This is a genomic window from Acinetobacter uliginosus (assembly GCF_044130295.1).
Lineage (GTDB): Bacteria > Pseudomonadota > Gammaproteobacteria > Pseudomonadales > Moraxellaceae > Acinetobacter.
Map to the genome: position 1 here is coordinate 24,409 of NZ_JBIQOC010000003.1, position 19,277 is coordinate 43,685.

The 19,277-nt window shown below is 40.5% G+C and carries 18 protein-coding genes and 1 pseudogene; 1 reads left to right on the forward strand and 18 read right to left on the reverse strand.

Translation table 11 applies throughout. The annotated features are described in order from the left end of the window. The 11 genes from ACE01T_RS01355 to ACE01T_RS01405 form a co-directional block, all read right to left on the reverse strand. On the reverse strand, window positions 1-663 hold the full coding sequence (locus ACE01T_RS01355; RefSeq protein ID WP_395518579.1) for a leucine-rich repeat protein: 663 nt from the start codon (window positions 661-663) through the stop codon (window positions 1-3). Beyond that, entirely contained in the window at window positions 663-3,575 is a 2,913-nt protein-coding gene (locus ACE01T_RS01360; RefSeq protein ID WP_395518580.1) for a hypothetical protein, read from the reverse strand. Before ACE01T_RS01360 ends, ACE01T_RS01355 begins: the two co-directional genes overlap by 1 nt. Beyond that, on the reverse strand, window positions 3,575-3,808 hold the full coding sequence (locus ACE01T_RS01365) for a hypothetical protein (RefSeq protein WP_395518581.1): 234 nt from the start codon (window positions 3,806-3,808) through the stop codon (window positions 3,575-3,577). The genes ACE01T_RS01360 and ACE01T_RS01365 overlap by 1 nt, the downstream gene beginning before the upstream one ends. Window positions 3,809-3,870: 62 nt before the next feature. Next, window positions 3,871-4,107 (reverse strand): hypothetical protein, encoded by a 237-nt coding sequence (locus ACE01T_RS01370; protein ID WP_395518582.1) that lies wholly within the window; start codon window positions 4,105-4,107, stop codon window positions 3,871-3,873. 8 nt (window positions 4,108-4,115) lie between these two features. After that, complete coding sequence (locus ACE01T_RS01375; protein ID WP_395518583.1) at window positions 4,116-5,033, reverse strand: phage BR0599 family protein; 918 nt, start codon at window positions 5,031-5,033, stop codon at window positions 4,116-4,118. Further along, entirely contained in the window at window positions 5,033-6,247 is a 1,215-nt protein-coding gene (locus tag ACE01T_RS01380; RefSeq protein WP_395518584.1) for a hypothetical protein, read from the reverse strand. Before ACE01T_RS01380 ends, ACE01T_RS01375 begins: the two co-directional genes overlap by 1 nt. A gap of 446 nt (window positions 6,248-6,693) precedes the next feature. Next, entirely contained in the window at window positions 6,694-10,575 is a 3,882-nt protein-coding gene (locus ACE01T_RS01385) for a tape measure protein (RefSeq protein WP_395518585.1), read from the reverse strand. A gap of 99 nt (window positions 10,576-10,674) precedes the next feature. Beyond that, window positions 10,675-11,184 carry a hypothetical protein gene (locus tag ACE01T_RS01390; RefSeq protein ID WP_395518586.1) on the reverse strand — a complete coding sequence of 170 codons (510 nt, stop codon included), beginning with the start codon at window positions 11,182-11,184 and terminating at the stop codon, window positions 10,675-10,677. Between the two features lie 77 nt (window positions 11,185-11,261). Next, window positions 11,262-11,942, reverse strand: a complete 681-nt coding sequence (locus ACE01T_RS01395; RefSeq protein WP_395518588.1) for an outer membrane beta-barrel protein — start codon at window positions 11,940-11,942, stop codon at window positions 11,262-11,264. Between the two features lie 87 nt (window positions 11,943-12,029). Next, on the reverse strand, window positions 12,030-12,881 hold the full coding sequence (locus ACE01T_RS01400; RefSeq protein ID WP_395518589.1) for a KilA-N domain-containing protein: 852 nt from the start codon (window positions 12,879-12,881) through the stop codon (window positions 12,030-12,032). 86 nt (window positions 12,882-12,967) lie between these two features. Continuing rightward, window positions 12,968-13,144: a DNA-binding protein gene (locus ACE01T_RS01405; RefSeq protein ID WP_395518590.1), complete on the reverse strand. Its 177-nt coding sequence runs from the start codon at window positions 13,142-13,144 to the stop codon at window positions 12,968-12,970. A 147-nt stretch (window positions 13,145-13,291) separates the two neighbouring features. On the opposite strand from ACE01T_RS01405, the gene ACE01T_RS01410 reads away from it, so the two are divergent. After that, window positions 13,292-13,702 carry an Arc family DNA-binding protein gene (locus tag ACE01T_RS01410; RefSeq protein ID WP_395518591.1) on the forward strand — a complete coding sequence of 137 codons (411 nt, stop codon included), beginning with the start codon at window positions 13,292-13,294 and terminating at the stop codon, window positions 13,700-13,702. A gap of 193 nt (window positions 13,703-13,895) precedes the next feature. Here the strand turns inward: ACE01T_RS01410 and ACE01T_RS01415 are convergent, their stop codons facing one another. The 7 genes and pseudogenes from ACE01T_RS01415 to ACE01T_RS01445 form a co-directional block, all read right to left on the reverse strand. Next, entirely contained in the window at window positions 13,896-14,969 is a 1,074-nt protein-coding gene (locus ACE01T_RS01415) for a RelA/SpoT domain-containing protein (RefSeq protein WP_395518592.1), read from the reverse strand. A gap of 432 nt (window positions 14,970-15,401) precedes the next feature. Then, a complete protein-coding gene (locus tag ACE01T_RS01420) occupies window positions 15,402-15,872 on the reverse strand; it encodes a phage-derived protein YdaY family protein (RefSeq protein ID WP_395518593.1) in 471 nt (156 codons plus the stop codon). Window positions 15,873-15,911: 39 nt separating this feature from the next. Then, entirely contained in the window at window positions 15,912-16,847 is a 936-nt protein-coding gene (locus ACE01T_RS01425; protein ID WP_395518594.1) for a phage tail tube protein, read from the reverse strand. A gap of 54 nt (window positions 16,848-16,901) precedes the next feature. Next, window positions 16,902-17,312, reverse strand: a complete 411-nt coding sequence (locus ACE01T_RS01430; RefSeq protein ID WP_395518595.1) for a hypothetical protein — start codon at window positions 17,310-17,312, stop codon at window positions 16,902-16,904. 92 nt (window positions 17,313-17,404) lie between these two features. Further along, window positions 17,405-18,163: pseudogene (locus tag ACE01T_RS01435) on the reverse strand (phage terminase large subunit family protein); the annotation flags it as partial. Beyond that, window positions 18,147-18,737 (reverse strand): HGGxSTG domain-containing protein, encoded by a 591-nt coding sequence (locus ACE01T_RS01440; protein WP_395518596.1) that lies wholly within the window; start codon window positions 18,735-18,737, stop codon window positions 18,147-18,149. The gene ACE01T_RS01440 and the pseudogene ACE01T_RS01435, both read right to left, overlap by 17 nt. A gap of 47 nt (window positions 18,738-18,784) precedes the next feature. Further along, on the reverse strand, window positions 18,785-19,273 hold the full coding sequence (locus ACE01T_RS01445) for a NinB/YbcN family protein (RefSeq protein ID WP_395518597.1): 489 nt from the start codon (window positions 19,271-19,273) through the stop codon (window positions 18,785-18,787). Between the last annotated feature and the right edge of the window lie 4 nt (window positions 19,274-19,277).

The window sequence follows — 19,277 nt, forward strand, 5'->3', positions numbered from 1 at the left end:
TCAATAACCGACCATTCTTGATGCGTAAGCTGACCACTGATTTGCTGTTTGATACGCAGAGAGACTTGAGGCAGGAACCTTAATGATTAAGTTTGGATGGGTCGCTTCAAACACATTTGCACCAATTGCAGGCGGTTCTAATGACATCATTATAACTTCTTGTAGCATCGAGCAATCGGAAAATGCAGAACCCTTAATTTCTGCCACGGAAGAGGGTATTTCAACTGATTGAATTTTTACCCATGACATGAACGCCAGAACACCGATGCTGATGAGTGAGCTCGGTAATGATAAATATTGGGAATTTCTCCAATTAATAAATGCACCTTCATTAATAGAATCAACGCCAAATTCAATATTTAATCCAGTTGCCATTTTAAAAATATTGGAATCATTACTATTACCTGCAAATGCGTAGTTATTTATGGGCCCAGCTAAACCAGTTAATGTAATTACCCCAATATTTTTCGGGAAATCATTTAACGTCCCTCCAAATTGAATTACGCCACCTCCTATAACCTCTGATGGTGCAAAAAGCTCAATCGTTTTTAGAGCCCCCTCCTTTTCTGCCGCTACTGTGATTTTTTCGCCACCTGTATAGCTAGATGAAAAAGGAACAATGAAGTCCCCATTTTGATCTGCAACTCCTGTATATATTGTCATTATTCATCTACCTCAATTGTGATTGTCGCTCCAGCTGGCGCTTTACCGCTAATGCTCGAGCCATCAAATTTCATGTTTGCTTTAAGTGATTCATCTATACTCACGGAAATATTTGCAACTGGAACTGTATTGCCAGTAACCTTGTCTTTAAGCGCGGTTGCGGTTAGAAGAAGGCTGACCGATTCAATAAAAAATGAATGCTCAAACTTCTGATATGATTCATATCCATCTCGTACAGACCAGAGTTTTAATTTATGCGGTTTATTTGGTTTTAATACAGATGCAAGAATTGTCACGGTATTTGCAGAAATATTTGACCGAGAATCTAAAATCACATTTTCACAAACCAATTCATATGAATAAGTCACCCCATCTTCTACAGTCACATCACCATCATACCAACCAAGGATTACTCCGCCAGTTTGTTGCGCTCGGTTTCGATGTACCCAGGTCAATACAATATTGTTGGTTACGATCAGTGTCTCTGGAAAATAAACGTCATTGATTTTCACATTCGCCGGTGGATAAGGACGAATTGCACGTGCTTTCATTTCAACAGAATGTGAACCTTTTAGCTCAAGCACACCAGAAGGCGTGGTTGTCAGTGCAGATACTAGAACTTTTTCACCTGCTACGTATTCAGTTGCATCATAAGCAACATCAGTCCCACAGAAATAAAGCTTTAAATCAAAATCCCAGTCTTGTGGTTGCGTATCCAGTGCACCACGCTTGACAGACATAACACCTGTTTCTGGGTCAATACCCTGAAAAACCATCCACTCGAAATATCCTGTAAGCCATTCTTTCCCGCACTGAATAAGCGTGCCAACTGGAAAATTAGCAATTTTTTTCCAGTTCTTTACAGTAAAACTTGTCGCTGTTCTTGAGATGAATTGATCTGAGTCAGCGGTTTCTGAATATTGAATTGATCCAGCACGAACCCACTCGTCATAGTTATTTGTCATCATCACAGCATAAAGTGAATTTGACTGCGGTCGTTCCGCTACAACCCCAACCAGACCAAAGTTACTTTCATATGCTAGCTCATCTTCAACCTGACGTTGACCAAGTGCCATGACAGCCAAATAGTAGGGCATCTCAAAAGGCTCATAGTGGATGGGTTGTGGTGGTAAAGGTTTTTCAATCGGATCATCTGCAACAATCGTTGTATTCATCATTCCAGTTGATGGAACGACTTCAACCCACTCAATAGAAACTTCATTGGAGGTTGGGCCACCAAGTTTGATGCTCATGATTCGAACTAAGATTGTCCCAGTCCAGCGCTTAGACCAAGGTAATCGGATCAAGTCATAACGATTCCATTTCCGTGCTTCACGCCATCCTGTTGTGAAAGAACCTTTTAAAACACCTGTAGAGAGTATTTTAAGTTTCCAGTTCGCCACAATTTCAGCATTTCGCATGTTCATGAAATATGGAAAATCGACTGTTTCAGCATTGACTCTGCCAAGTGTTTGAATCAGCCCGCTTTCAGAAATTGAAAATGATGAATTTTTGATGTTTTTACGATCATAGTAATTAACGTTGACCTGGTTAATCACCTCATCAGCATTAGTAATTTCATACTGCATACTGCCTTTTTTGATCTTGCTTTCTGCGATCGTGTGAATTTCATCTTCTTCAAACCAGTCATCACGGAATAATACCATCTCATAAAGACCAGTTTGACGGTTCACACGAATACCAGCTTCTATGTGATAGCAAAGTTCATTAATTGCATCGATACATGACTTCTCAGTAATAGACCAAGATACACCCAAACCTTCATCAAAAATTTGATCAGCCGCTTTGATAAAATTATCATCATTTACAGAGGATTCAGGCTTATTCATCGCTGTATCATCCGTAAGGATTTCACGGATCTTATGAATCGGGTTTATGTCAGGATACTCATTATTAGCGATATAGCCAAAAGGGTAACTTTCTATAGTTACATATTCGATAAATGCTGATACTGAATTGAAGGCAGAAACTGTGAAAATAAATTCAAAGTGTCCAGCCTCAATAACATATTCGTAAGTTAACTCATTTCTACTCTTAATTTTTTTTTCGTAACTCAGAATATTACCAATAATAGTGACTGATTCACTTCCAATACGTGACGTCTCGATTATGATTTTGATTTTAGAGATTGGGGAGAAATCAAGTTTATAGCCGACCTTTATCTTTTCCTCCTCATCATTGATGCTGGTGGTAGCACCCCCCATACTAATTGCTACTCTTGACTGCTCAAACTCCAATGATTGCTCATTACGCACAACACTATAATTAACTTCATTATTTCCTGTAGTTACTCCAGTTTTGTAAGTAAAAATTGCATTGTGAATTTTTGACTGAGTGGTGTTTGAAATTATTTGACGACTTCCAATCTCACAAACTACAGCCCCATCCCCCCGCACTTCATACCACTGCCTACGACCATCATTGCGAATGCGTGTACGTTTAGGCCACAGCAGCATTTCTTTCATGTAGCCTGAGTTGCCGACGTAAAAAGCGTTGTTATACGGCATTAATGTGTTAAAAACACCACCAGCCAAACCATCCAATTTTACTGAACCAAGTCCAGTAAAAGCCAAATATGATTGATATGGATAAGCTGAAGCCCGAAGCCCAATAGATTCCATATAATCTTTATAAAAGGGTAAAACATCTTGGTTATCGGTGCCGTACTGCACATGAACCACACCAGCTACACCACCTTCATTTTCACCAAACAAACTCGGTGAATTGATAACACCTTGCGCTAAAGCATTGCTATTTTCATCAACAAAAGGTGATAACCAGCCGCGCTTATCGAAGTTAATGCCGAGCATTTTTTCAATCGGATTACCGATGAATAAAAGGAGGTTTGTGAAATATCGATAACCTGTGACTTGACTACTACTTCCGCCCATTACTCACCCCTAATCCATTTTTTCAATACCATCACACAGTCAATAAAAACAAGTGCTTCAATTTCACTGTCAGCATTTACGACAGCATCAACCGCGCACACTATTAAGTTCAAAAGAAAGTCACAGCGCAGCATGTTAATAACTTGCTGTACCATTGCATCATTAGATTTTTCGACGATTTCCAAGTCGATGCCGTTTGCTAAAAAATCCTGCCAATCCCAACCTTGAGACAAAAAAAATGCCCGCGATCCGCGAGCACACATTTTTGCTTTCCGTATATCCGACATATAAATTTTCACTTGCCACCTTTCGATTTGATTGGTGTTGTGGACTGCCCCCAAAGATGCGTGATATTTCCGTACATATGAGGGCTGCCAGCAATGTCGCTAAATGAAGTGCCCTCATCGGCAATAGTCCCGTCTAACTGGTTTGCAGATTGGCGGTTTTTCTTCTGCATTTTTCGCATTTGCACGTAGTTGTAGATACCAACAATAACGGCAAGCACAGCAGCAATAATTAATCCAACGCCCATTACATCACCTATTTAATTAATTGATTCATCACTGGGTTTTCACTCGGCATATATGGATGCCCAGCAAATCGGGCAGCGTTATCAAATTTTGTATGGCAAGTATTCAGAGATTGATCACACCCGGGTGCCAGCTGAATCACATCACCAACTTTCACACCAACATGCTCGCGGTACAAAGTGACCGTATTTGCTGTATTGCCGACAATGAACGTATAGACACCCAATTTTTTAAACAGCCCTCGGTTGAGATAACCTGCAGCATAGGTTTTAGTTTCCATCACCGGATCACCATCTGTATAAGTTGGCTGTCCATTTACATCTAAAACAGGTTGCCCTTGTTCATCCAGAACAGGCACCTGCTCAAAGACCAGATTGCCTTCTGCATCTTCGACTTGAGTTGGATTTACCATGAATGTGATTGTCAAACCATTGATTGCTGTCACAGTCACATCGAATGTCCAGTCTTCAAATTTCAATCCACACCAGCGGTCATAAATTGAATTCGGACAGGTCTTTTGGAATTTGCGTGTCAGGATGGTCCGGTTTAAATAGGACTCACCGGTTGAGCAAACCAAAGTCATTGTGTCTTCTGAATCATTGAATTTCGGCTGAGTCACGCGCCCCATAAACAAAACTAGTGTTTCATTCTGTTCAAGTTCAAGGATGGTGAGATAAACAGACTCAAAATAAATCTTGTTTAAGAAGATACTGGTAAAACTATCGCCGGTTGCATTCTTAAAGTCACCTTGTGGAAAGGTGACTTCAATCTCGCACTTATCAATGTCTGCATCCTCAATAGCATCCCGATCTAAGCCAGGGACTTTCTTGTAGGTGATGCCGTTGTGCGTGACATCTTTACGATGGTTGGTGAAGTACCAGGCTTTATCCCCGTGCTTGAATTGATAAAGCTCTACACGAATATCCATTAACTTTCTAACTCCAGAATTGGCACCGTAACCTGACTAATACCTGCGCCTAAAAATTGAAATTCCATCTGATCAGCATCAAAGCGGTAAAGCCCCATATAGCAAATCGCCTGAAGGTCGTTGCGATGAGCATTAATTGAGGGTGAAACCGTTAATGAACCACCGGTTCGTGCAGTGATTTCATGCGCTGTCCAGGTGCCATCCTTGCGCTTCACTGCAATGTAATTCCGATTGGCTTCAACTAAGTACTTGGTATTTGTGCTGAGTGAAGTTGTGATATTACCGGTGTTTAAGATATTCAAATGCTGCTCATATAGCGGCAACCAGAACGGCCGATAACGGCCACCACGCCGAAACAGGAATCGTCTAAACTCCTGAAACTCATCCCAACTTCTAATCAGCGATTTAAACGGTTTGGACTGTTTTACCTTGGCGTGATGAGTAAATGACTGAAAGCCACCAACATCGTTATCAACTACGTTTTGATGCTGGCTCATCGTGATTTCGATAGAGTCGCCATCGAGTAGCAACGGTTTAAAGTAAATATCGTTGCCTTTGTACTGGTCCGGAATATCACCTGAATGTTCTGGCAAATCCTCAGCCAGTACACGAAAGACCATTGAAGCATTGGACCAGAACCCACCAGCATTGATTGAAGCATCGCCATCAATGATGCAGATCCGCAATGGCATCATCACCGCATTGGTTGCGGTGATATTTTCTGCCAACCGGAAGCCATCTTGGTATTCAGTGATTAATGGCTGAATAACCTCATCGGTTTCTGGATCTCGAATTTCTTCTTGGATAATGATGTAGCGACCACGTTCAGTAATCTCGACAACCTGACCACCTTCCTTGCTCTCAATAAAAGCAAAACCGACTCTAAGGTCGGCTATGGTGCTGGTTGTATCGAGAATGATGTAGTCATCATCCACCATATCAGGAATGACACGTTTGACCTGTCGCAGTGGAATACCCCACTGTTTTCGCAGATTGGCGGACAGCATGTGAAACATATCACCCATGGCTTTACGCATCTGAGTGTAGTTAAAGCTCAGAACTTGACGACATGTGTCACGCAGCGGATAACGCTCTTCACTACCATCATCTGATTCATGAACTTCAGTCATCCATTCCAGGCGCTCAGTTGAACTCAATAGAGGGCAATTTGTTAATACATGGACTTCGCCATATTGTTCAGTTTGTATTTTCATTTTGTCCTCAAATTTTAGGCATTAAAACCGACCTCGTATTGGGTGAACTTACATTTTCCAAATATATGTACAGATAATTACTGTAAGTAGGATTGCTAAAAATCGCCATGCTTGCATTTTTCGTAACTCCATTAGACACCAATTCACCAATTTGATAAAATCTTCCATACGAAATATGTTTTCCTCTTTGCTTCGCAGTTGAGTGGAATTAAAAACCTCAGTGCTTCCAACACTGGGGTTTTTGCTTTTCTGAACTTTAATAAATTCTTCTATTAAAGGTCAGGCGGAAATGCTTCCGTTTAGTTGTTTGTAATTTTGTAAAAACTGGTTGTGTTTAGACACCGGCCCGGTTTCCAGTTGACGTAAAAAAACCACCGTGAACGATGGTCTTTAATTTCTCTCTTATACGTATGATTCCAAATAAAAATCCACTCTATTGAGTGGGCTTACATTTTGCTTTTATTTCGCTTCCAGTGGTACATGATTATCTTCTCACCTTCTTTGCCATACATTTGGTTCATCATATCCTCACGATCATCAAAGATAGCAACACGAACATTACTCTCAATTGGCTGAGGATTGACAGACTGCGCTCTAATACTCGCCTGAGCCACCTTCTCAGCCTGAATCGTTCCACCGTTGTTAATGGCGTTAAGCGTGTTAATGCCGACACGTTTGGTGGCTTCGGCATTTAAAACATACTCTTGGCCATGCACTACACCTGCAACATCAGATGTGCCGTAGTTGCCTGTGTAGCCGCCGGATTTGAAGCCCGCAGGCTCTTGTGTGCTACTTAGCATTGCTATTATTGATGCGCCTTGAGCCATTGCTCCAGCAATCATAGGAATGTTTTGAGGGAAGCCAATTTCTGAGGCTTTAGCGATGTTTGTAACCATGGAAATTGCTGCTTGTGCTGCTGCAAATCCTCTAGAGATTGAATACATCACTTGATAGCCCCTAGATTGTTCGCCACCCATAGCCTTAAACATTGTAGCCATTGAGTTTGTTATGTCCTCCCCATATGACGCCTGAAGTTGCATAGATGACATTTGATAATCTGTTTCAATGCTATTCATTCGATCATGATGAGCCCGCCATGCCTCCTCACGAAGAGCGGCTATCTGATTTAGATCAGCTGCCGGATCTTGTGCTTTTTGATCAATGTTAGACATCTGAGAATCGAATAATTCTTGAGATTGACCATAGCGACTGAAACGTGTCTGCTCTAATTGCCATTGGCTACTTGTACCATTCATATCAGCCTCAGTTTGACCCCAGTTTTGAATGGCGCTATTTAGCCTTTTTCGAATTTCCTCCTGCTTTTGAAGTCGAAGCATCTGTTGCTTAAAATTGCGCTCTTCCACGTCATTAATCTCAATGAGTCGCATATACTCAATTCGATAGCGCTCCTCCATCGCTGCAGTTTCAGTCATAAACTGCTCCCGCATCTGAAACATGCGCTGTTCTTTAGCCAACTTAACCAAAGCGATTTCTTGCTGAAGTTGTTTCCCTAGGTGTTGAACTGCCTGTTCGCGCTGTTTTTTTGTCAACTCAAGATCATGACTAGCTTCAAATTGACGAGCAGCATAACTATCCTGCAATAGCTGCTCTTCAGTTTTAAGATAATCGGAAAATGAATCAGCCTTGGTTTTCAAAGAATGCTTGGCTATTGCAATATCATTTGCAGCAATTGATTCATATTCATCAATAATTTGCTTTTTTCGCTCAGGAGAGAAATTAGCTTTTTCAATTTCTTCTTTCTTTTGCTGCAACTCAAGGTTGATGCGTTTTACCTTATCAGCAACATCGAGCTCAATGGATTTTCGCGCTTCTGCTTGTTGCTCATAAAGACGGATTGAATCCTCAAGCAGACGGTCAAACTCTTTTGAAGTAACATCACTAGAAATACCCAATGAGCCTGCGGTATAACCCTTAACATTTTTCAAATAAGCTTGAGTTTCTTTAAACCCGTATGCCTTTCCACTCTGTACATTACCTTCACCAGCATTGTAGGCCATGATTGCTTTATCAATGTCACCACCAAACATTTTAAGCAGCTTGCTTAAATACTTTGCAGCACCTTCGGAACTTGATGCCATATCAGCAACATTGACGTTAAAACGCTTTGCGGTATCAGGCATAAACTGGAATGAACCTTGTGCACCTGCAGGTGATGTTAAAAGTTTTCCGTTGCGGTATGTATCGCCACGGCTTTCCTGCATCTGAATGCCAGATAACAGCCCTTTAGGTAACCCATATTGTGACTCCAATCCACCAAAATTGTACTTAGCGGCATTCGCTTGTACTTTTGCATTAACTTTTAAAACTTGCTGCTGCTTCTCGAGTGCTTTAGTTTGATCTTTTGCTGCTTGAGATATTTTTTCTTCAAGGTTTTGGCGTTTTTGCAAAACTAAAAACTGTTCTTGAGCAATTTTTAGCTGCTCTGTACCTAGAGCCTTATCGGTTGGTAGTTTATTTGCCTCCTTGAACTTTTCGACAAAATCAGCCCATTTCGTTCCCCATACATCAGCACTCGCGCCAATATTATTAATCCAGAGTTTGTTTTTATTATTTTCGCTTGTTGCTGTGGACAGAAGTGCTTTTAATTTTTCATCCAAATTTGCAACACCAACGGCTTGATCTTTTAAGTCGCCAGTGGTTTTTTTAGCAGCAGATGCTAGTGCCTTTTGGGCAGCCTCAGCTTCTTTCATTTTTGTATTACTGGAATCGTATCCATTAATTAAACTGCGAACTTTATTTAATTGATCGATATTTAGGATGTTTAAAGCCTTAATAGACTCGTAATACTCATTACTAGAAATCTTACCTAGTGAGAACTGAGAGTGTAATTTACTCCAGGTATTGATCTTTTCATCCGAGACCGGTAGAGCCTGCATGAATGATGTTAAATCAGAGGACGCTACTCTAAATTTAAGACTTAAATCTTCTACCTGATCTGACAATGCCTTAGTTTCATTATCCCGTTGAAGTGTATTCAGTGCTCGATACTTCACTACCAAGTCATCAACCGATTGACCTTGGATATCAATTGAAGCGGTGGCTTTTTCTGCATTATCACGCATCAATATGTAGCCAGCTGCAACCGTTGCCAGCGTCAATCCAATCCCTGCAGGGCCACCCAAAAATCCAAGTAATCCAGCACTAGCTCTGGACATATTTACAGTTGATCCAAAAGCCGCTTTTTCTGCTGCTTCTTGGCGAATAATAGCCTGAGTGACTGCATCGGTAGCCATTTTATACTTGGTTGCTGCAGCTGTAGCTCCGAACTTAGCTTGTGTGGCTGCTGCTGTAGCTTGGGTTAATGCAAGATGTGCTTTTGCATCATTTACAGCTGCTGTAGCAAGCTTAGCCTCTTCAATTGCTTGTGCTTGGGTTGCTGCTCGTTGAGTCAAAGTTGCGGCAATATCGGCTTTAACTGCCACTGTTTTAGTGGCAATCGCAGTTGTGACATAACCGATACCCAAAACAATCGCACCATCAGCAATAAGGTTAAGGTTTTCTGCCAGAACTTTAATTGACCCAGCTAGAACAGTTGCAGCACCAGAACCAGATGCAGCCTCACCTGTAAATTTTGTTACGCTGTCGCTTAAAACTGTAAGTGACTGCCCGATGGTAACATCGGTTTTATTAAACAGCTCATCAACACTATCACCAGCTTTTAAAAGGGCCTTAGTAATGACTTCGCCTGTTAATTTCCCATCAAGCATCATTTGGCGCAGCTCACCGCGTGTAACACCTAGGCCTTTAGCCATCGCGCTAAGCAAACCACCAGCACCATCAACAAGTGCGTTATATTCCTCACCACGTAGGATATTCCCATCAAGAGCCTGACCGTACTGGAATAAAGCTCCTGCTGCTGACTCTGTGGTTGATCCGCTGATTGCCACAGCCTTAGAAGTAATTTCAGTTAATCGTGCTGTTTGTGCTTGGGTTAAATTTAAGGTTTTTGCATTTGACATGTACTTGGAATACACATCATTCACAGCACCCCATGAAGATGCAGATTTTTGTGCAATAGCAAAGGTATCTTGCATCGCTTGATTGAGTTCTTCTTGTGAGTTGGTAACAAGCTTCAACTTATTATTGATGCCCGTGTAGGTGTCAATTTTATTAATGGCTGCACTAATTGTCACAATACCAGCCATGTACCCAGCCAGTTGGCGAGTCGCTACAGACATTGAATCCATTGATTTAGTGGCGAAATCACCCTTCTTCTCAATGCTTTCCAATTCATTCGCTAAAGCATGTGCATTTCGTTCGGCATTGCGCGAATCAATAACAATTCGTAATACAGATTCTTGAGCCATTTCACTTTCCTACAGGCATAAAAAAGCCCGCGATATGCGAGCTATGAATTTTGAGTATTAAAAACCCCACCGTAGTGGGTTTGGTTAGTTGTTGGTTGCCTACTTGATAGCTTTTACTTGTGCATCAAATCTTTTTAGAGCATGAAATGCTTTGCTATCAACAGCTCCATCAATAATAGCCACTTCAAGAGGTCCATTACTGGTTGAAACTTTCATCCAAGTTCTTTTTGAATTTAATATTTTTTCCAAAACACTGTAATCAGCAACTATAGATTTTCTTGAAATCTTTGCATTTGCCAGGCGATCAAAATCAGTCAATCCAATTCCATTAAGTTGAATAATTTCGCCATCAATATTAAATGCAACAGAGTTAATGCTTGTTATTTCATTTAAAACTTGAACTGTAAATCCAACAGTATGAGGGTGTTTTTCAACCCATGTTGCACCAAGCATAGGGCATATCATAGATTTACAGGCGGCACCATGAGCTGAAATACCAACAGATCTACTCCCATCAAAATTACTAACCGAAGTTTTTGCCCCACTTCCAGATGTTGTTGAGCACCCAACTAAACTAATAAGCATAAAAACTAGAAAAATGTTTTTCACATGTAACCCCAAATTATTAATTTAGAACAGGATACTTTATTCTGGTTAAAAAGAAACCTCCCGAAGGAGGCTTACTTTTAGAAGTTGTATCGAAGGCCAGCTTTGTAGGTTATGCCATCAGTATCTCCAACAACATCACCGCGTCCAGACCAGCAAACATACATTGAGCAACCTACATTTTCAGTTCTATCCCATAACCATTTATAACCAACACCACCATAAAGATCAAAATTAGGAGTAAATGAATAACCTGCTTCCAATCCAACTGGTAAAGTTAAGAACTCCAAATCAATTTTTGTTTCCTTGGTCTCACCCCAACCATAACCTAGCGCAGCTGTACCCATTAAATAAACATTGTTTTGCTTTAAAAATTTGTATTGAACGCCAGTGGACATTTCGTTGTATTTAACCTGGCTTTCATTCTGATGCTCATATTTTTCATAAACACCAAAATCACCCCAAGAATATGAAGCACCTAACTCAAAGCCATTTAATTTTTGCTTGCCCTCATATTCTGGCTTTGCATTTTGGCCAGAATATCCAGCAAATAAAGAAATACCGATAAGATTGGTATTTCTTTTGGATTTAGATTGGTTTTGAGGTTGGCTTTTCTGAGAAATGCTAGACCCTTCGTAATACTGACGATCAATCTTTGCACCCATAGGCAGCGGTTCACCTGGTTGAAGGATAATTGCTCGATCAGCCAAAGCAAATGATGAGATTAAAGATAAAGTTCCGATTGATAATAATTTTTTCATGCTACCCCCCTTAAGATAAGTGGATAAGATACTAATTCTCTGAACAAAAAGAAACCGCCACTTGGGCGGTTCTTTGTTATTAATCAATCATAAGCTTTTCTGAAGATGGCGACCCATCATCAATAAGTCACTTCCGTATAAATAGTCCAGCACACCATCAAAACGTTTGGTGAATTCAGCAATATTCACTGGATAGTAACCATTGCTTAGGGGCTGCACACCAATAACACCGTTATCTCTAATACTTACAAACCAGTTTTTAAAACGACCTTGGTTGTATTCTTGGTTGATCTGCTGTGCTACCTGAACAACTTCTTGTGGGTACGGTAAAGCTTTCACTTCCTGCTTTTCAGCTTTAGCTTTTAGCTCCATTGTTTCCAAATAATGAACAGCTTCAGGAAAGTGAATCGCAAGCAACTCTGCATAACGCGGAATTTTGAAGTGCCGATTATGGCGACTCCACATTTCTGCATAAATTTTACGATTACCCTGTGAGCGTCGATCTACAATCTCATGAAGCAAAGCTTGCTGTTCTGGTGTGATGGATTGACGGTCGTTAATTTTCCACTGCATCACCATCGCATCATAAGCACGAATTACCATCAAATGAAATTTTGCAGAAATCCACATGGCATATGAGTAGACTAATTCCTTGACGACGTATGTGCCTTGTTCCAACCCTTTGCCTTTAATTGAATTTACAGCTTGTTTTGATCTGCAAATTTGCAGATCATGATTTTCAAACTCAATCAGCTCAATCAAATCTTTAGTTTGTTGATTACGAATAAAGTAAGCAGGCTGATGCTTCTTATTATTACCGCTTGCCTTATGAAGATCATTCAGGCAATAACGCCCATCCTCATCCTGACGAATAGTAAATTCACCAATAACTAAAGGTTGGTTGTTTGGGTTTGCAAAGTTTTGTGCTAAATTAGTCATAGTTCTAATCCTTTGGTTTGGGTTAACAACACTAAAGCGCATTCGATTTCTCAGGTCTGGGTGCGCTTTTTTATTGTCTATTGATTTCATGCTTTCGCACTCTCTATTTTTTCCTTCATTTGTTTAACAGCGTGGTTAATCAAATAATTCACTGGTCTTTCGTATTCCTGACCAAGTTCTTTAAGCCAGTCCATCAATTCAGGTTCAATCCGAAGATTGTATTGAATCTTGGTTCTTGGGGCTGTGGTTGGTTTTGTTAACATCTCCATCATAATCACCTTTAAGTAATATTGTTTTGGTATTACTTAATAATATCGAAATAATATTATTAGTCAATATTATTTTAATACGAATATTAAAACAATACCTAGGGTGCTAGAATTTACAAATATTTAACTTAGGTAATGACCATGACTGCAAGTAGTGGAAACCTGACTACCCAATACAATTTGCGGTGGTCTGAGGATCTGAAAGAAAAAGTTGTTGATGCATCTAAAGAAAACTCAAGATCTATTAACCAAGAAATTGTAGCCAGACTTGAGCATAGTTTTGCTTCAGTTGAAGAAAAACCCATCACTAATAAAAAGATTGATGTATGCCTTCAAATATTATCTTCTCTCGATTTTGAATTAGAGGAGGATGAATACCAAAGCCTAATTCTTCAATTTGATCCAACTCAAATCCCTATGAAAGGAGACATTTTAGAAATTGAAAGCATGGATGGTGGTATTAGAACATTTGAAGTTAATAAGAGAATAATTAATACCACCACAAGTGGCCACGTAGGTTTCACTCTTGAGTTGAAAGACCCTGCTGAATAGCAATAACGACCCTCAATTTGAGTACCAAGTACCAAATTTGGTCTTTGCTTCGAAACCCTCAATTTGAGTGTCTCGATATGCAAATCCTCATATCGCCTCTGTAAATTTGCAGACCCCCTCTCGGTCAACTTGACCGAGCAGATCACTCCTCAAATATGAGGTTTAAAAAAAAGCACCCTAGGGTGGTATGTTTTTAAGCATCTAGAAACTTCTTAAATGCAGACTGCATTTCTTTAATAAATTGATTGGTGTCTAAAAAGTAGTTTGGGTAAGCTTTTTTAATCGCCTTTAAGTCACCTACTGATACTAGTACAACATCCACATCCGGATCGCCTTTAACTTGCGCCTCAAGAGAAGCATAAAAGGTTTTAGCTAGATCTTCTTGACTCTTAGAGAATGGCATTACATCTACCTTCCATGCGTCCTCACTCCTATAAAGCCTTAAAATATGGTATGCATATCGACTGTTAGAGGTTGATTCAATATGTTTTGCGGTAATTGCAATACCTTTGAGTTTTTTAAAGATTTGCAGCTTTTCCTCAATTTCTTTTGCTTGAAGAGCAATTTCATTAGGAGATAGATCTGCAAGTTCCGGCAAGATTGGAGTTTGCTCTTTTATTGAAAAAAGCGCACTACTAAGCTTAAAAAAATGCTTATGGTCATCAGACCCAAATCCAGACTTAATGGATGCCTTCTCAATCACACCAAGAGTTTCAACAGCAGTTGCCCAAGAGTGTTGCAGCTTGGTCCTTATTTGCAATTCAATACTTAAGCCATCTAGTTCAGTATGATCTCTACTTTTATAAATAAATATCTGATGAAGGCTGCGATACCCATCAGGCTTTGGCTTTTGAATATAGTCATCACAAGGTAATTTTGGCTCATGACTAAATCTTTTGTTTATATGAATTAAGTCATTATGCAGTCGATATACATCCTGAATACTAGGCAAGATTACTCTTAGCCCACCAATGTCCTGCATTCTAGCTAAGTTCATTCCAGGGTATCGTTTCAACTTAGATACGATAGATGGTAAGCGTTTGAGTCGTTGTGCTACTGTAAAATCTTTAAATTTTAACTCGCCGCATCTTCTTCTTAATGTTTTTTGAAAAGTGTCGATTGGGTATGTATGTAAAGAACGCCATGCTGTTAAAGTTTTGAAGGCTTCAGCCTTTTCAGCTTCGCTTGCTTCTGAGCTAATTAAAGTATTACCCGCTCTTCTTAATACATTTGTACCTGGCACAATTATTTTTTCTGAGACACTCATAACCAATACCTAGTATTTGATTTGGATATGAGGTTATCATATTTTTCAATTTGGTGTTTTTAATTTTTAATAAATTTATGTTTTTCATCGTAAATTTATAATTATTTATCTAGAGTTTAAAACAATTAAAATAAACAAAGAAACCAACCTAAGCTGATTTCTTATTTATGCTCTTGTGAGCCTTATCGATAAATTTATTATCAATTGCCATTATGCATTCAAAGAAAATATGTAGTTCACACGGCAATTCAAACATTTCCATGTAATTCAGCAAAGCTGAAGCATCCAGCGACAACGGAACACCTTGCTCATACCGGCGGGATCTAGCAATTGTATTGTAGGCTACCAATATGGCATTGGCGGTGTAGCTGTATTCTGGTGCGTCACTCAGTTTGCGGCCCTGCTTATCACGGATCTTCTTTTGAAAATCAGTTAGGCTTCCGTCTCCTGTGTGCCAGTCGTAGAGGCTGAGGACTTTCCCAGGGTATCGGCAAGCTCCTTGTTCGCATCCATTTGGATTTTATTTGCGTGGTCTTTCACAAACATCCAAATAATGGGGCCAATGTCACCCATATTTAAAAGCTTGGTAGCGTTTTCTGGTGAATACCCCACCTCAACTTCTTTACCATCTTCTACAAATGTGATGCCCTTCCAGTCTGCAATCAAATGGCATGCTGCAGCCTCTAAAAGTAATTCGTGATAAAGCTTATCTTCACCACCTGCTAGCGCCACATTATAGCCTTTTGATGCCACTTGATTCTGTGCGCGCTCTAAAGCAACTCTATATGGTTTATATTCATCGCCACGGATTTTAAATTCAGCTAATACATTACCATCAGCATCTTTATACTCTTTCCAGACAGCGATATCTTTACTTTGTTGAATTGCCACTTTTAAAGCCATTTTCTTATCCTAAAAATAAAGCCCCTTACGGGGCCATTGTTATGCTGTAGTACGAGTAATTGTTGGAGCTTCTTTGACGTGGCGGAATTCCAAACCTAACGTGTGATCATCATTAGCATTGGTATCGGAAAGACCATCATTATCCAGTTCCAACTTGGTGAAGTTGAAACCGTAAGCATTGCCTAAATTGTCTTCAAGTCCAATTTCAGCCGTCATGGTTTGACGAGTTTCAACGTATGGAATCCATGCTTTAGATGCTGTTGTTAAGGCCAGCGTCACATTGAGAGTGATAGAAGCTTTACCTTCTGTGTATCGGTTCGGAATCAGGCTTTCACTACCCAAGCACGGCTTGGCTGTCAGATTATTATTAATGGTAATCTTGAACGATTCAGCACATGCAGTTCCAACAGTAGTTGCACCATTAATTTTGAATGTATTTACGTCAATAGACGACATGAATGGCGTGGTTGTTGCGGCCAATGGATTTACCACTGGTGTAGCAACCGGTGTTTCGTAACCTGTAGCACTAATAGAGGCGCTACCAGTAATTTTGCCTTTCGTATCACCTTGAATTGTCAGCTCGCCAATACGACAGCCTGAGAACACCTGAATTAATCCAACCTTTTTGTCATGCTTCACAATGGTGTAGGTTGGTAATGTATCACCACCGATATCTAATGTTGAAACTGATGGTGTACCAGAATCAACAAATAGATTCCCAGCCACGCCCTCGAAAAACATATCTTGGCTTAATGCTGACAACTCATATTCAATATTACCAACTGCCTCACCAGAGGTAGCAATAGATCCCTGCTCAAACCGCGAGTCAATAATCTCATCGGACTGAGTAACAGACACTTTCTTTTTCAGTGAATCTGAATTGCGTCGCAAGGTATGCCAGATAGGTAATGCTGGCAATGTATTGGGTGTTTCTTCTTTCGCAATGTGGATAACCACATCAGTGCCTTTTGACATGGCATTTGCTCCTTATAGGCATAAAAAAACCACCTTTCGGTGGCAGAATAAGAATTAGTTGACTCGGAACTCAGCCCGAATAATCTTTCCATAAAAATTATCATCACTCATGCTTTGCGGTGCGTGAACCTTGTAGATTTCAAGATGAGATACACCAAAGGATTGCAAGAATGAGCGCCAAGCATCACACAATGCAGTCATTGTAAGGGTGCCTTTATTCTTTGGCGCAAAACATTGGATTGAAATAATGCCTTGATCTCGAATACATGGGCCATTGCCAATCGCCACCACCTGACTATCAGCGTACTGTACAAAAACTTTACACCATGGCTTGTCGTCTGGTGCTTTGAACGGTTTCCCATTATTTAAAAGTTGATTCTCAATACGTAGATTTGCTTTTTCCACGCCAGTGAATTGACCAATCTTTTTATAGATTTCAGTTTCAGCTTGGGTGAGTGTCATCATTTGTATTTGCTCGCAACCGATTGATAGGACAACGAGTACACCCCGTTGGGCGCTTGCTGACTCCAGCCATTTTCTAAACGTGTGCCGTATGGACTCAATGTTTGGATAAAGCAGTAATAAATAACACCCTGATAGCTCTCAAAACTGGCTTCATATTCCTGACTGAATGTTTTCGGGTCCATCTTGCGCTTGGCAACAATGATTTCCGACTCAGGAATATTCCCACCCTGTAGTGAGGTATAGGAGAAACTCCGGCAATCAGGCTCATGACCTGGCTGACCATCCATGAATGTGTCATAGCAATGGTTAAAACCTTTTGGTGTGCCAATCCTTAAAACATGACCTCCTACCCTCTGCACACCATTCACAATGTATTTGCACGTAGACAACATTGGGCGAAGTACTTCTTCCCATGCAGCCCACTTACAGTCTGCCCATTCATCAATAATCAGGAAAAACAAACCAGAACCACGCAGGTCATCGTAGTTATCCAGACCAACCACACGAATAACGTGACCACTTTTAAGGGTGATCGAGCATTCTGTCTCATTGGGCTTTCCTGCACGCCATGATGGTGGAATTGCTTGTTTTAATCGTTTCCAGAAAACACGTTTAGCCTGCTTAAATGTAGGTGCTGCATACCAGATTTCATCCTCAACTGACACATTCCACTTTGCAGCCAGCCTTGCAGCTCGACGCATTTCCGCCTTAGCTAAAAATGTCTTGCCAAAACGTCGACCACATACAGCATCACGGAAGCGAGCTTCAGGCTGCCAGCCCCACAAATAGATATTTGCTTGCTTTGGTGTAAGAGTTACCGCACCTTCTGGTGGCTCAAAGAATTGGCTCATTTGGAATTTCCTCATCGGGCCGCAGCTCAACCTTGTAGTCTTCTCCCGGGCCGTGTTCTTGAGGTGGCTTAACTTCTCGTCTCAATTTCTCTACTTCAAGCTCTAATTTTTGATTATTCAAAACCTGATACTCAAGCTCATTTCTTTGCTTGGTCAACATAGAGATACGGCCAATCAAGCGGTCAATTAAAGCGTCATAATCTTTGCGCTTATATACAATCCTATCGCCACCACTCTGATCTTGAGGGTTTGCATCCCCAAGCGTCATCGAGTCAATAGCAACCTTGTCTTGGTCTTTAATTGCGTCATCTTGTGCTTGCTTAGCTTTTAATGCCCGAGCTAATTGAACCTTGCAAAGCTTCAGCTCTGAATCAATAGAATGCAATTCAGATTGCTGGCTAAACTCTATTTCATCTTCAGTCATAAACTGAGAGTAGATGTTGTGCTTTGCGCTGTTTTTATTACCTGTTGGCGCTCCTGCGTTTCCGCCATGCAGGCGACATCGTTTTTTACCTTTGATTGGCGGTTTTTGACACGCTTCGCCATTGCGTTTCTTTGCTCCGCAAATAGCCATAAACGCCTCATAAACTTTCTTTCATAGGATTGTTTCGCAAATGCCTGTTATTGATCTCTCAAATATTTTAAATCATCTGGACAAGTCAGTTTCACACCATCTTTCAAGCACCACACTTCAATATCAGTTAAGAATTCAGCCATCTGCTTTGTCGTGGCTTCTGTGATGCTCATTCGATTTGATACAAACTGCCTTAGTGGCTCATAACCTGAACTTCCTGACTTTTTCAAATCACGCATAACTTTAAATGTTTCAGGGTATTCACCCACATTGTCACGGTTATAAATAATCGAAAGGTATTTGTATTTAAAGAATGCAGACGCTTCCTCTTTATCTAATCCACGCTGTTTGCCGTACTCAGTCATCCAGAGCCAGTACAGTCTTCGTTGAGCATCTGAAAGCTTATCTTCTTTCCGATCAATCACCACACGTAAAGGCTTGCCACTTTCCAATGCACTGGTGTAATTGGTATGCATGAAGTTAATAGCTTTGGTGATATCAGCATGCGACTGGATAGGAAACACGGCTTTTTGCATTTCC

Coding starts and splice junctions, on each gene's coding strand:
- ACE01T_RS01405 (WP_395518590.1), bottom strand. CDS start 13,144: ATGTTAACAAAACCAACCACAGCCCCAAGAACCAAGATTCAATACAAT.
- ACE01T_RS01375 (WP_395518583.1), bottom strand. CDS start 5,033: ATGGATATTCGTGTAGAGCTTTATCAATTCAAGCACGGGGATAAAGCC.
- ACE01T_RS01425 (WP_395518594.1), bottom strand. CDS start 16,847: ATGTCAAAAGGCACTGATGTGGTTATCCACATTGCGAAAGAAGAAACA.
- ACE01T_RS01355 (WP_395518579.1), bottom strand. CDS start 663: ATGACAATATATACAGGAGTTGCAGATCAAAATGGGGACTTCATTGTT.
- ACE01T_RS01385 (WP_395518585.1), bottom strand. CDS start 10,575: ATGGCTCAAGAATCTGTATTACGAATTGTTATTGATTCGCGCAATGCC.
- ACE01T_RS01440 (WP_395518596.1), bottom strand. CDS start 18,737: ATGGCTATTTGCGGAGCAAAGAAACGCAATGGCGAAGCGTGTCAAAAA.
- ACE01T_RS01410 (WP_395518591.1), top strand. CDS start 13,292: ATGACTGCAAGTAGTGGAAACCTGACTACCCAATACAATTTGCGGTGG.
- ACE01T_RS01380 (WP_395518584.1), bottom strand. CDS start 6,247: ATGAAAATACAAACTGAACAATATGGCGAAGTCCATGTATTAACAAAT.
- ACE01T_RS01430 (WP_395518595.1), bottom strand. CDS start 17,312: ATGATGACACTCACCCAAGCTGAAACTGAAATCTATAAAAAGATTGGT.
- ACE01T_RS01360 (WP_395518580.1), bottom strand. CDS start 3,575: ATGGGCGGAAGTAGTAGTCAAGTCACAGGTTATCGATATTTCACAAAC.
- ACE01T_RS01400 (WP_395518589.1), bottom strand. CDS start 12,881: ATGACTAATTTAGCACAAAACTTTGCAAACCCAAACAACCAACCTTTA.
- ACE01T_RS01370 (WP_395518582.1), bottom strand. CDS start 4,107: ATGGGCGTTGGATTAATTATTGCTGCTGTGCTTGCCGTTATTGTTGGT.
- ACE01T_RS01415 (WP_395518592.1), bottom strand. CDS start 14,969: ATGAGTGTCTCAGAAAAAATAATTGTGCCAGGTACAAATGTATTAAGA.
- ACE01T_RS01395 (WP_395518588.1), bottom strand. CDS start 11,942: ATGAAAAAATTATTATCAATCGGAACTTTATCTTTAATCTCATCATTT.
- ACE01T_RS01420 (WP_395518593.1), bottom strand. CDS start 15,872: ATGGCTTTAAAAGTGGCAATTCAACAAAGTAAAGATATCGCTGTCTGG.
- ACE01T_RS01445 (WP_395518597.1), bottom strand. CDS start 19,273: ATGCAAAAAGCCGTGTTTCCTATCCAGTCGCATGCTGATATCACCAAA.